General features: G+C 65.4%; 12 protein-coding genes and 1 tRNA gene. 9 read left to right on the top strand and 4 right to left on the bottom strand.

Translation table 11 applies throughout. From position 1 onward, the window contains the following. Positions 1–19: 19 nt before the first annotated feature. The 9 genes from ACVOLQ_RS11800 (at position 20) to ACVOLQ_RS11760 (ending at position 7,978) form a co-directional block, all read left to right on the top strand. The gene (locus ACVOLQ_RS11800; protein WP_313173839.1) at positions 20–793 is read left to right on the top strand and encodes an OmpA family protein; all 774 of its coding nucleotides are present in this window, start codon (positions 20–22) and stop codon (positions 791–793) included. Between the two features lie 108 nt (positions 794–901). Continuing rightward, positions 902–1,507, top strand: coding sequence for a DUF998 domain-containing protein (locus tag ACVOLQ_RS11795; RefSeq protein ID WP_481528148.1), 606 nt, complete (start codon positions 902–904; stop codon positions 1,505–1,507). Positions 1,508–1,710: 203 nt separating this feature from the next. Then, entirely contained in the window at positions 1,711–4,353 is a 2,643-nt protein-coding gene (gene leuS / locus ACVOLQ_RS11790) for a leucine--tRNA ligase (protein ID WP_481528123.1), read from the top strand. Between the two features lie 91 nt (positions 4,354–4,444). Next, entirely contained in the window at positions 4,445–5,050 is a 606-nt protein-coding gene (locus tag ACVOLQ_RS11785) for an LPS-assembly lipoprotein LptE (RefSeq protein WP_313173837.1), read from the top strand. Between the two features lie 43 nt (positions 5,051–5,093). Continuing rightward, a complete protein-coding gene (gene holA, locus ACVOLQ_RS11780; RefSeq protein ID WP_313173836.1) occupies positions 5,094–6,137 on the top strand; it encodes a DNA polymerase III subunit delta in 1,044 nt (347 codons plus the stop codon). Then, positions 6,138–6,845 (top strand): nicotinate-nucleotide adenylyltransferase, encoded by a 708-nt coding sequence (gene nadD / locus ACVOLQ_RS11775; RefSeq protein WP_481528122.1) that lies wholly within the window; start codon positions 6,138–6,140, stop codon positions 6,843–6,845. Between the two features lie 60 nt (positions 6,846–6,905). After that, positions 6,906–7,325 (top strand): ribosome silencing factor, encoded by a 420-nt coding sequence (gene rsfS / locus ACVOLQ_RS11770; RefSeq protein ID WP_282269796.1) that lies wholly within the window; start codon positions 6,906–6,908, stop codon positions 7,323–7,325. 81 nt (positions 7,326–7,406) lie between these two features. Next, positions 7,407–7,877 carry a 23S rRNA (pseudouridine(1915)-N(3))-methyltransferase RlmH gene (gene rlmH, locus ACVOLQ_RS11765; RefSeq protein WP_481528121.1) on the top strand — a complete coding sequence of 157 codons (471 nt, stop codon included), beginning with the start codon at positions 7,407–7,409 and terminating at the stop codon, positions 7,875–7,877. Positions 7,878–7,901: 24 nt separating this feature from the next. Then, positions 7,902–7,978 (top strand) — tRNA-Asn (locus ACVOLQ_RS11760). 88 nt (positions 7,979–8,066) lie between these two features. On the opposite strand, the gene ACVOLQ_RS11755 is transcribed toward ACVOLQ_RS11760, so the two are convergent. The 4 genes from ACVOLQ_RS11755 to ACVOLQ_RS11740 all read right to left on the bottom strand — a co-directional run bounded on the left by ACVOLQ_RS11755 (position 8,067) and on the right by ACVOLQ_RS11740 (position 14,174). Beyond that, positions 8,067–9,071, bottom strand: coding sequence for a hypothetical protein (locus ACVOLQ_RS11755; RefSeq protein WP_481528120.1), 1,005 nt, complete (start codon positions 9,069–9,071; stop codon positions 8,067–8,069). A 160-nt stretch (positions 9,072–9,231) separates the two neighbouring features. Then, positions 9,232–12,042 carry a TonB-dependent receptor gene (locus ACVOLQ_RS11750; RefSeq protein ID WP_481528119.1) on the bottom strand — a complete coding sequence of 937 codons (2,811 nt, stop codon included), beginning with the start codon at positions 12,040–12,042 and terminating at the stop codon, positions 9,232–9,234. Positions 12,043–12,225: 183 nt separating this feature from the next. Continuing rightward, a complete protein-coding gene (locus ACVOLQ_RS11745; protein WP_481528118.1) occupies positions 12,226–12,891 on the bottom strand; it encodes an energy transducer TonB in 666 nt (221 codons plus the stop codon). Positions 12,892–13,436: 545 nt separating this feature from the next. Further along, entirely contained in the window at positions 13,437–14,174 is a 738-nt protein-coding gene (locus ACVOLQ_RS11740) for an SIMPL domain-containing protein (protein ID WP_313173832.1), read from the bottom strand. Positions 14,175–14,227: the final 53 nt, after the last annotated feature.

Genomic DNA, 14,227 nt, shown 5'->3' with positions numbered 1-14,227 from the left:
GCTATGCATCGAGGACGCTATGAACACGAAATGGACCGTACTGGCTTTGCTGGCAACCCTGGCCGCCTGTGGCAAGGGGCAGGTGCGCGAGGAATTTCCGGATCCGGCGCGCGCCTATCCTGCCGGTGGCACCTATGTGAACCTGGACAACCTGCGGCAGTACGCGCCAGGCATGAACAAGCGCCAGATCCAGACGCTGCTGGGCACCCCGCAGTTCAACGAAGGCCTGTGGGGTGTGCGCGAGTGGAACTACGTATTCAATTTCCGGCGCTCGGTTGGGGCCGAGCCGATTCAATGCCAGTTCCAGGTCAGGTTTGATGGCAACGGGGTGGCCATGGGCCAAGCCTGGAAGCCGGACAGTTGTGCCGCGCTGCTGGAACCGGTGCCAGCTCCGGTTGCACCACCGCCACCGGCGCCACCTCCGGCTGTGGCACCCTTGAGGTTGTCGGCAGACGCCTTGTTTGCCTTCGACAGCGCCAATCTGTCTGCTGCCGGCCGGGCGAAACTGGATGAGCTTGTGCAAAGCCTCAGCGTCAGCGCCGCGCAGGCGACCCTGAACATCATCGGTTACACCGACCGCATTGGCAGTGATGCCTACAACATGGAGCTGTCGCAGCGCCGCGCGCAGAGCGTGCGCAATTATCTGGTGCAGCAGGGCATTCCCGCCGCCTCCATCCACGCCGAGGGCCGTGGCAACAGTGCGCCGCTGGTGCAGTGTGATGACGCCGGTGCCGCCTTGCTGGATTGCCTGGCCCCGAATCGCCGGGTCGAGATCGCCGTGAGCGGTGGCTGAGTCGGGACGCCCGGCGCGGGCGAACGATGCCTTTGGTGCCGGTAACCCTCACAATGGCGCTTGGTAGTCGCGGCACCGTTGCTGCGACCAGGGCGTGACAAGGTGGCGGTGTTGGAACGGAACAATGCAATGGCCTGGGCCGGGCCTTTGGCGGCAGTGGTCTTCATTGCGGCAGTGGTGGGCTTCGGCGCGCAGTTGCAGGGCTATGACCAGATGCGGCACCCGGTGTCCCTGCTGGGGGCACGTGGTGTCCCCGGTGGTACGGCTTTCAGCCTGCTGGGTTTCGTACTGCCAGGACTGTTGGCGGCAATTGCAATGCTGGACCTGATCCTGCGCATGCCGGTCAGCGCGCCCCGCCCGCTGCGCGTGGGCGGGCAGATGCTGCTGCTGGCGGCCATTGCCTTTGCCGCGATGGGCTTGTTTCCACTGGATGTGGACGATATCGAGAACCGTGCCAGCCAATTCCACGCCAGCGCCTGGTTGTTGTGGCTGTTGGCGTTCACTGCCGCCGCCATCGCCCTGCGCTTCGGCGCCGGCAAGGCTGCCGGCTGGCGCGCGCTGTCGACGCTGACGCTGGTCTGCGCGGCATGGGCGGTCTGCAGCGCGTTCCTGTTCGAGATCGCCATGCCGGTGGCAATGGCACAGCGGCTGGCCTTCCTGGGGTGGTTGGTATGGCTGCTGGGCGCGGCGCGGTTGGCGCCGTTGCGCCGCTGAGCGCCGCCGGCGCAATGGCCCCGATCCTTGGGGAAGGTACGCGCGGGCGCTGCACGCGGTTACATTTCCAGAAACCTCTAGTTTTTTAAAAGCCCTATATTTCAATGACCTGCAGATTTTGTTGCCTGTGGGCCGGGGCCCGGATTGGAGTGCAATGATGCACTGCGGTACCCTTTGCCGCTTTGCCGTTGCCCAGCGTTGACATGTCCAGCGTCGAACCGAATATCTACGATCCCCAGCAGGTTGAAGCCGCCGCCCAGAAGTTCTGGGAGGCCGAGAAGGCATACGAGGTGAACGAAACCTCGGACAAGCCCAAGTACTACTGCCTGTCGATGCTTCCGTACCCGTCCGGTGCGCTGCACATGGGCCATGTGCGCAACTACACCATTGGCGACGTCATCAGCCGCTACAAGCGCATGACCGGCCACAACGTACTGCAGCCGATGGGCTGGGACGCCTTCGGCCTGCCGGCCGAGAATGCCGCGATCAAGAACAAGACCGCGCCGGCCAAGTGGACCTACGCCAACATCGGCCACATGCGCAGCCAGCTCAAGTCGCTGGGCTATGCCATCGACTGGTCGCGCGAATTCGCTACCTGCACGCCGGACTACTACGTCCACGAGCAGCGCATGTTCACCCGTCTGATGCGCAAGGGCCTGGCTTACCGCCGCAACTCGGTGGTGAACTGGGACCCGGTCGACAACACCGTGCTGGCCAACGAGCAGGTCATCGATGGCCGCGGCTGGCGTTCCGGCGCACTGGTCGAAAAGCGCGAGATCCCGCAGTGGTTCCTGCGCATCACCGATTACGCCCAGGAATTGCTGGACGGCCTTGACGAACTGCCGGGCTGGCCGGACTCGGTCAAGACCATGCAGCGCAACTGGATCGGCCGTTCCGAAGGCCTGGAAATCCAGTTCGACGTACGGGACGTGGACGGTGCCGCACTGGACCCGCTGCGCGTGTTCACCACCCGCCCGGACACGGTGATGGGCGTGAGCTTCGTCTCCATTGCCGGCGAACACCCGCTGGCCGTGCATGCCGCAAAGAACAACCCACAGCTGGCCGCCATGCTGGCCGAGCTGAAGCAGGGTGGTGTCTCCGAGGCGGAACTGGAAACCCAGGAAAAGCGCGGCATGGATACCGGCCTGAAGGCCATCCATCCGGTCAGCGGCGAGCAGGTGCCGATCTGGGTCGCCAACTTCGTGCTGATGGGCTACGGCACCGGCGCGGTGATGGCCGTGCCCGGCCATGACCAGCGTGATTTCGAATTTGCCAGCAAGTACGACCTGCCGAAGAAGCAGGTCATCGCGCTGAGGTCGCCGAAGAACGACGACGAGCGCAGCTATGACGCCAGCCGCTGGCAGGACTGGTACGGCGACAAGACCCGCGAGACCGAGCTGGTCAATTCGGCCGAGTTCGATGGCCTGGATTTCCAGGGCGCGTTCGAGGCACTGGCCGAGCGTTTCGAGCGCAAGGCCCAGGGCCAGCGCCGCATCAATTACCGCCTGCGCGACTGGGGCGTCAGCCGCCAGCGCTATTGGGGCTGCCCGATCCCGGTGATCTACTGCGACAAGTGTGGCGCGGTGCCGGTGCCGGAAGACCAGCTGCCGGTGATCCTGCCGGAAGACGTGACACTCAACGGTACCGGCTCGCCGATCAAGGCCGACCCGGAATGGCGCAAGACCACCTGCCCGGACTGCGGCGGCGCGGCCGAGCGCGAAACCGACACCTTCGACACCTTCATGGAGTCGAGCTGGTACTACGCCCGCTACACCTCGCCGGGTGCCCGCGAAGCCGTGGACAAGCGCGGCAACTACTGGCTGCCGGTGGACCAGTACATCGGTGGCATCGAGCACGCCATCCTGCACCTGATGTATTTCCGTTTCTTCCACAAGCTGCTGCGTGATGCACGCATGGTGGACAGCAACGAGCCGGCGCAGAACCTGCTGTGCCAGGGCATGGTCATCGCCGAGACCTTCTACCGCCAGAACAGCGACGGTTCCAAGGATTGGTTCAACCCGGCCGACGTGGACACGGTGCGCGACGAGCGCGGCCGCATCACCGGCGCGACCCTGCGCGAGGACGGCCAGCCGGTGGTGATCGGCGGTGTCGAGAAGATGTCCAAGTCCAAGAACAACGGCGTTGACCCGCAGAGCATGGTGGCCAAGTACGGTGCCGACACCGTGCGCCTGTTCTCGATGTTCGCGGCGCCGCCGGAACAGTCGTTGGAGTGGAACGAGGCCGGCGTGGACGGCATGGCGCGCTTCCTGCGCCGCCTGTGGGCGATGGTGCAGAAGCACGTTGTCGACGGCGTGGCACCGGCGCTGGACGCCGCGGCACTGGATGCCGGGCAGAAGGCCATGCGCCGCAAGACCCACGAGACCATCGGCAAGGTCAGCGACGACTACGGCCGGCGCCACGCCTTCAACACCGCCATTGCCGCGGTGATGGAACTGCTCAACGCCCTGGCCAAGTTCGACGACGCCAGCGCGCAGGGCCGCGCGGTGCGCCAGGAGGCCCTGCAGGCCGCGGTGCTGCTGCTGAACCCGATCACCCCGCACGCCTGCCACGCCATGTGGCAGCTGCTGGGCCATGCCGAAACGCTGCTGGAAGACCAGCCGTTCCCGCAGGTGGACAGTGCTGCCCTGGTCAAGGATTCGTTGACCCTGGCGGTACAGGTCAACGGCAAGCTGCGTGGCACCATCGAAGTCGCCGCCGATGCCGCGCGCGAGCAGATCGAGGTCCTTGCCAGGGAAGAGCCGAATGCGGCCAAGTTCCTGGAGGGTCTGAGCATCCGCAAGGTCATCATCGTGCCGGGCAAGATCGTCAATATCGTTGCGGCGTAAGCCGCAACGGGTATCTCAAGTGCTGTTCACGCGGCATCAGGCAGGCTTGCTGCCTGTTGCCGCCCCCGGCCGGCTCCTCCAGACTGTGTGCATGACTCGATACCTGACCGCCCTGATACTCGCCGCCAGCCTCACCGGTTGCGGCTTCCATCTGCGTAACAAGCTCGCGCTGCCTGCCGACATGCCGGCGGTGCAGGTGGACTCAGCGGTGCGTTACAGCGAGCTGGTCAAGTTCCTCAACCGCGGCCTGCGCTCCTCCGGCGCCACCGTGGTGGAAGATGGCGACACGCTCGCGGTCGCCGGCAAGACACCCGGGGTTGCCCGCCTGCAGATCCGCTCCGAACGCTGGGGTGACCTGCCCATCGCCATTGACGCCCAGGGCCGTGCCCAGGAATACAGCCTGCGCTACGCCGTGGTGTTCACCTTCATCCGCCCGGATGGCGGTGTGATCGTGCCGGAACAGGCAGTGGAGCTGTCGCGCGATTATGTGTCGCCGCCGCAGGACGCCACCGGTACCACGACCGAGCGCGAAATCCTGGCCGACGAACTGCGCCGCGAAATGTCGGCCTCGATCCTGCGCCGTATCGACAGCGTGGTTCGCGCCGATCTGGAAAAAGCCCTGCATGCCCCTGCGGCGGACGAAGGGGCGCTTGAAGCACCCAAGCCTGCACAGGACGCTGCGGATCCGGTGCGCTGAGTTGCGGCTCTTGCGCGCTGTCCAGACGCAACAGGCCTGAGCGATGGAACTGCGACCGGAACAACTGGCCAGCCAGATAGCTTCCCAGCCCCTGGCGCCGGTGTACCTGATTGCCGGCCCGGAGCTGCTGCGGGTAATTGAAGCTGCCGATGCGGTGCGCGCCAAGGCGCGTGCCGATGGCATCGGCGAACGCGAGGTATTCGACGCCGATGGGCGCGATTTTGACTGGGGGCAGCTGGCCTCCAGCTTCAACGCGCCCAGTCTGTTCAGTGCGCGCCGCCTGGTGGAAGTCCGCCTGCCGAACGGCAAGCCTGGCAAGGAGGGCGCCGAGGTCATCAGCGACTTCTGTGCACGGCCGGCACCGGATGTCGTGCTGCTGATCACCGCCGGCGAATGGAGCAAGGCGCACCAGGGCAAATGGGCCGAGGCCGTCAACAAGGTGGGCGTGCTGTCGGTGGCGTGGGCGATCAAGCCGCATGAACTGGCGGATTGGATCGAGCGGCGCCTGCGCAGCAAGGGGCTGCGTGCCGATCCGGCAGCCGTGCAGCGGCTGAGCGAACGTGTCGAAGGCAATCTGCTGGCGGCAGCGCAGGAAATCGACAAGCTGGCCTTGCTGGCCGATGGCCAGCCACTGGACGTTGCCAAGATGGAGTCGTTGGTGGCCGATGCGGCGCGTTATGACGTTTTCCGGCTGAGCGAAGCGGCCTTCTCCGGGCAGGCGCAAGCGGTGCTGCGGATGGTCGCGGGGCTGCGCGCGGAAGGCGAGGCGGTGGCCGCGCTGATGCCCATCCTGATCCGCGAACTGCTGATTACCGCTGGGCTGGCGCGGGTGCAGGCCAGCGGCGGCAATCTTGCGGCGGAAATGAAATCGAAAGGTATCTGGGAGTCGCGGCAGGCGCCGTTCAAACGGGCCCTGCAGCGTCATCCCGATCCGCGTCGCTGGGAGCGCTTTGTCGCCGAGGCCTCGCAGGTTGATCGCATGGCCAAGGGCCGCGCCGAAGGCGATCCATGGCTGGCACTGGAACGCTTGTTGGTGGCGCTGGCCGAGGCGCGGGCAGTGCGCCTGCTCGTCCGGGGCGTGCGCTGAATGGCGGCGGCGCCGCCGCCGGCCACCGGTGCCGAGGACGCTGGCCTGTGGTTGTTGTACGGCGGCACCTTCGACCCGGTTCATAACGGCCACCTAGCCATTGCCCGCTGCGCAGCCGCCGAATTACAGGTGCCGGTACACCTGATGCCGGCCGCCGACCCGCCGCACCGTGCGCCGCCGGGGGCCAATGCCGCCCAGCGCACGCAGATGTTGATGCTGGCGATAGCCGGCACACCGGGGCTACGGGTGGATACCCGCGAGTTGCAGCGTGCCGAACGACAGCCCGGCGTGCCGTCCTGGACCGTGGACACCCTGCGTGACATCCGCGCCCAGATCGGCCCGCAGCGGCCGCTGGCGATGCTGATGGGGGCCGACAGCCTGCTTGGCCTGCCCAGCTGGCATGAATGGGAACACCTGCTCGACCTGGCGCATATCGTGGTGGCTGAACGCCCCGGCAGTGGCCTGGACGGTGATTTGCCAGCGGAACTGGCGCAGCGGCTGCACGGCGCCTGGGCCAGCACGGCCGAAGCGCTGTCCGTTCAACCGGCGGGGCGGGTCTGGCGACTGCGCCAACCGCTGCATGCAGAGTCCGCCACCGTGGTGCGTGCGGCCATTGCAAACGGTGGGCAATGGCGTGATTTGTTGCCTTCGGCGGTGGCGGAGTACATCCTTGCGCAAGGCCTGTATGGCAGTGGCGGGCGGGTGTGAATGCCGGCTGCGGCCAGGTTCTCTATAATCGTTCCCCTTAATTCATCGAGTTCTGCTGCTTTGACCACCGAAGCCCAAGTCATCAAGACCCAAATGCCCAGCCCGGCACCTTCCGTACCGGCCCTGCTGGCGTCCGTTCACTCCGCCCTTGAGGAGATCAAGGCCCGGGATGCCGTCGAGCTCGATGTGCGTGGCAAGTCCAGCGTGGCCGATTACATGGTGGTGGTCTCCGGCACCTCCACCCGCCACGTCAAGTCGATTGGCGAGGAAGTCGTGCGTTTCGCCAAGAACCTGGGGGTGATGCCGCTGGGTGTCGAAGGCGAGCGCGAAGCCGAGTGGGTGCTGGTCGACCTGGGTGATGTCATCGTCCACGTCATGCTGCCGCGCGTGCGCGAGCTGTATGCGCTGGAGCGTCTGTGGACCGTCGGCGACCAGCCGCGTTCGGCCTACGACGACGAAGACGAACAGGATGCTGGCTGAGCCCAAAGGCCGCAGCTTCTGTTTCTGTGACGGCGCCGCAGGGCGCCGTCTTCGTTTGTGCAGGCTGATAGGAGTCCACGCATGAAAGCCAGATTGATCGCCACCGGCGAACGCGCCCCGTCCTGGGTGGCGCAGGGGTTTGCCGAGTACCAGAAGCGGCTGTCGCATTGGCTGCCGTTGGAATTGGTGGAAATCGAGCCGGGCCTGCGCGGCAAGGGGCGTGACCCCCGGCGTGCGATCGAGGACGAGGGCAAGCGGGTATTGGCAGCGCTACCCAAGAATCCCTATGTGGTGGCGCTTGATGTGCCCGGCAGGCAGCTCAGTTCAGAGCAGGTCGCGCAGCGGCTGGAGCATTGGCGCACGCAGGGGCGTGACCTGGCATTCCTGATCGGCGGCCCGGAAGGGCATGCTGCGGAAGTGTCTGCGGTGGCGGACGAGAAGTGGTCGATAGGTCCGCTGACTTTGCCGCATATGCTGGTTCGGCTGGTGGTTGCCGAGCAGTTGTACCGCGCGGCAGCGATGTTGGCCAATCACCCCTACCATCGCGCGTAATTAACGTATAGAATGCGCCTCCCCGCCCGAATAGCTCAGCCGGTTAGAGCACTTGACTGTTAATCAGGGGGTCGTTGGTTCGAGTCCAACTTCGGGCGCCAAGATTCAAGGAAACCCGCATCGCGAGATGCGGGTTTTTTTTTGGTGTTGTGCAGGTCGGGCGCCATCGTGCGCGTGCCTGCACCGCAGCTAGGCGGGGCAGGTGGCTTTGGCCAGCTGTGCCAGTACAAAGCGTCCGCGCGCGGCGATCCGCGCTGATCGATCCGCTGCCAGGATCGTGGCCAGTGCGCTTGCCTGCGCGCCGAAGCTGGGCAGGTGCAGGATCAGGGTTTCCGCGGCGATGTGGCGGACCGCAGGAGCGGCATCGCGCAGCGCCGTTTCCAGCAATTCCTGCCGTGGATAGTTCACCTGCAGTGGACGTTCGTCGATCACTGGCTCGTATTTGCCTTCGCACCACTTCAGATCCGTCCAGGTCCATGCGCGGCCTGCGAACCAGAATGCGCGGCCTTCCAGCAGGAAACGCAGGGTCCTGGCGCGGACGGCGGGCTGCACCGCCTGCCGAGCGAGGGTGTGCAGCCAAGGATCGAAAACCGGCGTGCGGGTGATCTGCACCAGGATCGACGTGGCCGGGCCGGTGGCGGCGTTGCAGATGCGTGTGTACAGGGCCAGCCGCACCGGCTCGAAGGCAATCAGCGCATCGAGAGTGTGACGTTCCGGCGTACCCAACCTGCCCCATGAGGCGACGTTGCACAGCACCGCCCATAAAGCTTCCGCCACATGTTCCGGTGCTGAGCTGTGGGCAATACCGGGAAGATGCGCGCGCGCGGCGGCGCGCACTTCAGGCACCCAATCGTTCAACCTGCGCAGCGCCAACGCCAGGCACAGCGCATTGGGTGCCGCCGACAAGCTGCGCAGGGTCCGTTCACGCACATGGCCATCGGCATTGCCCAGATCCAGCCAGGACAGGTGTCGGGCAGGCTTTGCCCGAGACCAGAAACCTGCATGCGCCGGCTTCGCGGCGGAGAGTTCCCAGCGGATACGCCGTTCCAGCCTGTCCAGGTTGTCCAATGGCAGGCTGGCTGACGTGTCGGCCACAGCCGCCAAGGCCTGTTCGGCGCTGGGGGCGTTTGAAGCTGCGGCAAACCGTTCGATCGCCTGCAGGAAAGCCTCCATGGGCGGCAAGCTAGGTGACATGGCGTGGGCGCTCCGGCAGCGAGTGGATGCGACAGTCTGCCATTGCCTGCGGACGCGGGGGACGATGACAGGCCGGCTGGGTGAGGAACTCTTGCCGGCAGCGCGGGCGCGCCTTTGTCGCCCACGTGGCCCCGGCGCGCTCGCGCCGGGGCCGGGGACATCACTTGAACGTGTACTTGGCGCCGATCGTGTAGTAACGGCCAACCGCACCGCTGTAATGCAGCGGGTTGTAGTTGACCGCGCCATAGGTCAGCGGATCCAGCGGCGCGATCCGGTCGGTGACGTTCTGGACCGAGCCGAAGATCTCGAACGCATCGGTCGCACGCCAGCGACCGGACAGGTCGATGGTGTAGAACGAACGCAGTTCGCAACCACGTGGTGCATCGGAGCCATCGCCATAGTGGTTGGCGCAGCTGTCACCTTCAAAGGCGACGTTGTCCATGCTGCCGATGTAATTGGCGATGCCGCTGATACTGAAACGGTCCATGTCCCAGGTCAGGCCAAGGTTGAGCCGATCCTTGGGCGTGCCGATGCAGTTGGTGACATCGCAGTTGCCGTGCGTGCCGGCGTACTGGTACACGGTGCCAGTGCCATCGTCGCGTTCGAACGAGTTGATGCGCGTCCACTGCAGGTCCATCAGCAGCTTGCCATAGTTGCCCAGGGCCACCCGCTGGCGGATGTCGAAGTCGAAACCGCGGATGGTGGTGGAGGCGGAGTTGATGTAGTCAACGCTGACCGCCAGCAGGCTGCCACTGTTGGGAATGCCGGGCAGGTCGTTGTCCGAGCGGATGCCGCGGCCGGCTGCCAGGGCCAGATCGGTATCGCCCTGGTTGATCTCGTTGGTGCGCTTGATCTGCCAGGCGTCGAAGGTCATCGTCGTGCTGGAGGTCGGGTCCAGCACCAGGCCGACGGTATAGCTCTTGGACTTCTCCGGTTTCAGGTCGGGGTTGGCCGAAGTGATGATGGCCAGGCTGACCGCGCAGTCCACCGCGGTCGCGCCCGGTGCCGGCGTACCGTTCGGGCAACGCACTGGGTCGCGCGCGGCGCTGAAAGCCGCAAGGCCGCCGTCGCCGGCTTCAGCCGGACCGGGGGCGCGGAAGCCTTCGGCATAGGTGGCACGCAAGGCGATCCAATCGGCAGGCGTCCATTTCAGGCCGACTTTCGGCGTGGTGGCGGTATCGCCGTCCTTGTACTTGTCCACACGCAGGGCGCCGGACAACTCCAGCGAGTCCAGCACCGGCGCTACGATTTCCGAGTAGAGCACGCCAACTTCCTGGGTGCCCTTATAGGCCGAGTAGCCCAGGCCGATGATGTCGCCCAGATCGGTGTAGCTCTGCGGGTCGAGATTGGCTTTCTGGCGGCGGTATTCGGCGCCGATGGCAAAACCCAGCGGGCCACCGGCCAGATCGGCCAGGCTGCGCGATGCCTTGAAGTCGATCATGTCCAGTGTGGTCGAGGCATTGGCGTGGATGGTGGGCGAGATGTAGTCGTACAACGCCTGCGAGTTCTGTCCTGCGTTGGCACCGATACGCCACCAGCCGACCGGACTGTTGGGGTCGGTCAGTGCGGTACGCACGTGGCTGTAACGCAGGAAACCGGTGCGTTCGTTGACCAGTTGCGTGGCCGAGTGCAGGTAGGCGGTGTCGATATCCCAGTCGCCGGCAGTGCCCTTCACGCCAACCAGGAAACGGGTGAATTCATTGGTGTTGGTGGTGACACGCGGGCCAACATCAAAGGCTGCATAACGCAGGCGTGCGTCCACGCCCAAGGGGTTGTCCGGATGGTCCGCACCCAGCACCGTGGCGCCGGGGCCGCTGCTGGCATTGACCGGGCCGCCCGGGTAACCCCAGGTGCCGGAGACGCCACTGGGCGTGTTGTAGAACACGTTCTTCTTCTTCGAGTAGCCGAACTCGCCGTACATCTCGAAGTTGTCCGAAAGCACGAAGGTGCCGCGCGCGAACAGGTTGCCGAATTCCTCGCTCGGGCTCAGGCTGCGGAAATCCTGGGTCTGCCACAGGCAGCCGCCGCCAGCATCGACCGGGCTGATATTGGAGAACTGCGAACAGCCGGGCAAGGACTGGTAGATGCCCGTAGCGGGGTCACGGATGCTGCCCGCCGGTGAGCTGCCGGCGACGGTGCCGTTGGAGGTGATGGCGCCGTTGAGCGGGAAGAACTGGCCGCCGGCGACGCGATCGAAACCATAAGGGCTCAGGTCGCCGTTGCCGATCCACTTGCGGTTGCGACGGTCGGAAATGCGGATGTCATCGGTCTTGCTGAGGTCGATGCTGACGAAGGCATTGAAGCCATCGGTGTCCAGGTCGCCCACGCCGGCGGTCAGCGAGGCCTTGCGCGCATTGCCGTCACTGTCACCGGAGGTGCCATAGGAAGCCTTGAGCATGGCGCCGGTGAAGTCGCGCCGCAGGATGATGTTGACCACGCCGGCGATGGCGTCGGAGCCATAGATCGCCGAGGCGCCGTCCTTCAGTACTTCGACGCGTTCGACCGCATCCATCGGGATGACGCTCAGGTCGGTGAAGACCTTCTGCCCATCATCGGCCAGGCCGTACGGCGCCATGCGCCGTCCGTTGAGCAGAACCAGGGTGGATGCTGCGCCCAGGCCGCGCAGGGAAATGCCCGAGCCGCCACCGGCAAAGCCGGTGCCGAAGCTCTTGGGAATGGAACCGGCACCGTCGCTGGTCAGGGTCTGCAGGTATTCGGCGATGGTGGCCTTGCCGGTGCGGTCGATTTCCTGTCGGGTGATGACCTGCACCGGGGAGGCGGTTTCAGTGGTGGCGCGGGGGATGTTGGAGCCGGTGACGGTTATCCGGTCCAGGTTGGTGGCCTGCTGCTCCTGGGCCATGGCCAACGATGCAGTCGTTGCCAGGGTCAGTGGAAGCAGAAGCAGGCGGCTGAGGTTGCCGGTGATGGCCGCGCTGAGGCGGTTGCTGCGCAGGTAAGTCGGATGTTTCACGGTCTCTCTCCAGGGAACAGCGGCAAGAAGGCCGCCAGAACGCGGCCAAGAACATCGACGGCCGCGAATCTAGGTTTCCCATGGGTGACGACGCAGTGAAATAATCATTAATAGCCACAGACAGTTTGGCGGCGCTTATGGCAGCGTTTAGAAATCGCTGCCATAAGCGCTCATTTGCCCTGTTCAGCCCAGTTTGAAGTCGACCGGGATCAGTCCGTATGCCTGTACCGGACGGCCACCATCCGTGGCGGGCTGGAACTTCCAGCGGCGCAACACCTGGTTGCGTGCGGCGGTGTCCAGACTGCGATTGCCACTGCTGTGCTCGACACTGACTTCCAATGGCGAGCCGTCCACGTCCACCAAGACCCGCAGTGTCACCGTGCCCTGGGCGCCGGCCAGCAATGCCTCACGCGGGTAGCTTGGCGCCGGCGCCGAGAGGTAGCGCAGCTGCACGCCCTGCAGCGGCGCGGACGCGCCGATCGGGGCGATTGCCGGGCTGTCGTCGATGACAGGGGCGACATCCACTGGCGCGGTGACGACCGCTTCGGTGGCGAAGACCGGCATCGGCGTGCTGTCCACGGGCGCCGCCAGTGCCGGTTGTCGCGGAGGCGTGGCCGGGGCGCGGGTTACCGGAACCTCGACCGGTGGCGTTGGCGGATTGGGAACGATGGGTTTGACGTCGGGAACCTGCCAGCGCTCCCGCTCGGCCTCCCGCTGCAGTGGTACCTGTGACAGCGGAATCAACAACAGGCCCAGGGCAAGCGCGTGCAGTGCCAGGGCAGTGCTGTAGGCAAGGATGCGCGAGGGTTCTACGTGCAGGGACGGACTGCGTTGTTGCGTGCGGACCATGTACCACCTCCATGCGTGGGCGTGTGACAGAGAACAACGCGCGATGACACGGGACGGGGTTGCAGATGTGCGTCCCCTGGCTGCAGTGCGCCTTTTATTCAGACGTTCGGCAAGCGGGGGGAATGTTCCTGGTCAGCTGGCGGACAGCTTGAGGGCGCCGGAGCGGCGTGGTGGCAGGCAGGTAGGACCTTGTGGGAGCGGCGTCAGCCGCGAAGCAGTTACTCAATCAGTTGGTACGGCTGTCATCGACTTCAGCTCTCCCGGTTTCGCTGCTTACTCCGCTCCCACAAATCTGCGGGGCTTGCCGTTGTGCGCGAACAGCCCCGGGTGCGCTGCGCTTACCCGGGCTACGGACTGCGTGGTGGCAGGCAGGTAGGACCTTGTGGGAGCGGCGTCAGCCGCGAAGCGAGTGCGGGATCAGAGCTGCTACTGCCGGCAGCGGCGTCAGCTTCGCGGTTTACGCCGCTCCCACAAACAAGCGCAGGCGTCGCTGCCAGTAAAAACGGCGCCCGTAGGCGCCGTTCTTGTTGCAGCTGCTGGTTGGCTCAGCGGCCCAGCTCGAACACCACGTCCAGGTTGACCGAGACGGTGGTTTCGCCCGGCGACACCGCGGTATCCATCTCCATCTTGTTGGCGCGGCCGGCGGCCATGGCCATCATCGGCATCGGCCGGAAACCGCCCTGGCTGCCTTCGGAAATGCTGACAATACGGCGCACGCGCAGGCCCAGCGACTTGGCATAGGTCTCGGCACGGGCCTGGGCCTTCTTCAGCGCGGCCAGGCGGGCTTCGTCATAGACCGGCTCGGGCTGGTCGATCTCGAAGCTGGGGCCATTGATTTGGTTGGCCCCCTGCGCGGCCAGGCTGTCCAGCACCTTGCCCAGCTTGCTGATGTCGCGCACCTTCAGGCTGACCGTGTTGTTGGCCTGGTAGCCGGTGATCTTCGGCGCTTCGTTCTCGGCGTAGCGGTACTGCGGGCTGAGGTTGATGCCGCTGGTCTGGATGTCGCGCTCGGCAATGCCAGCGGCCTTGATCGCCGCCATCACCTTGTCCATCTGCACGGCATTGTCGCGCATGGCGGTGTTGCCATCGACCGCCTGGGTGACCACGCCGGCGGACAGGGTGGCCACATCCGGCACCCGGCGGGCTTCGGCCTGGGCGGAGACGTTCAACAAGGTCGCGTCGCTGGCAACCACGGCCGGGACGGTTTGGGCATGGGCGGTCATCGAGACTCCAAGAGCGAGTGACAGGGACAGCAGCAGTGGGGCGAGGGCGGTACGGCGCATGGTGATCCTCCTTGGCTGGATCGTGAAAATGAACACAGGGCGATGAACGGGTG

The organism is Stenotrophomonas sp. STEN031, from assembly GCF_056759975.1.
This window is presented reverse-complemented; position numbering and strand designations above follow the sequence as displayed.